This window comes from Mangrovimonas futianensis (genome assembly GCF_021245805.1).
In the GTDB taxonomy this organism is placed as follows: domain Bacteria; phylum Bacteroidota; class Bacteroidia; order Flavobacteriales; family Flavobacteriaceae; genus Mangrovimonas; species Mangrovimonas futianensis.
In genome coordinates, this window is record NZ_JAJJNF010000094.1 from 1 (window position 1) to 264 (window position 264).

Below are 264 nucleotides of genomic sequence, written 5' to 3' on the forward strand. Positions count from 1 at the left end.
ACATCACCTTGGACGGTCCTTCCGGTTATGTAGGTTACAGTTGGAGTTTTGGTGGTTCCGAGGTAGGAACTTCCGAAGATTTAACGATAACTGGAGCAACTTCGGCAGATGCTGGTGTTTATACACTAACGGTGACCGATAATAATGGCTGTTCTGGAAGCGATACTGCAACGGTTACGGTCTACGACAACCCAGAGCCATCTGTTGGTGATGCGTCAGACTGTGAGGGCGAGGACATCACCTTGGACGGTCCTTCCGGTTATG

General features: G+C 50.0%; 1 protein-coding gene. It reads left to right on the forward strand.

Features of this window, described 5'->3' with window-relative positions; all coding sequences use genetic code 11:
• Positions 1–264 (forward strand): immunoglobulin domain-containing protein (locus LOK78_RS16570; RefSeq protein WP_232635693.1); only part of this gene is annotated, 264 nt, incomplete at both ends.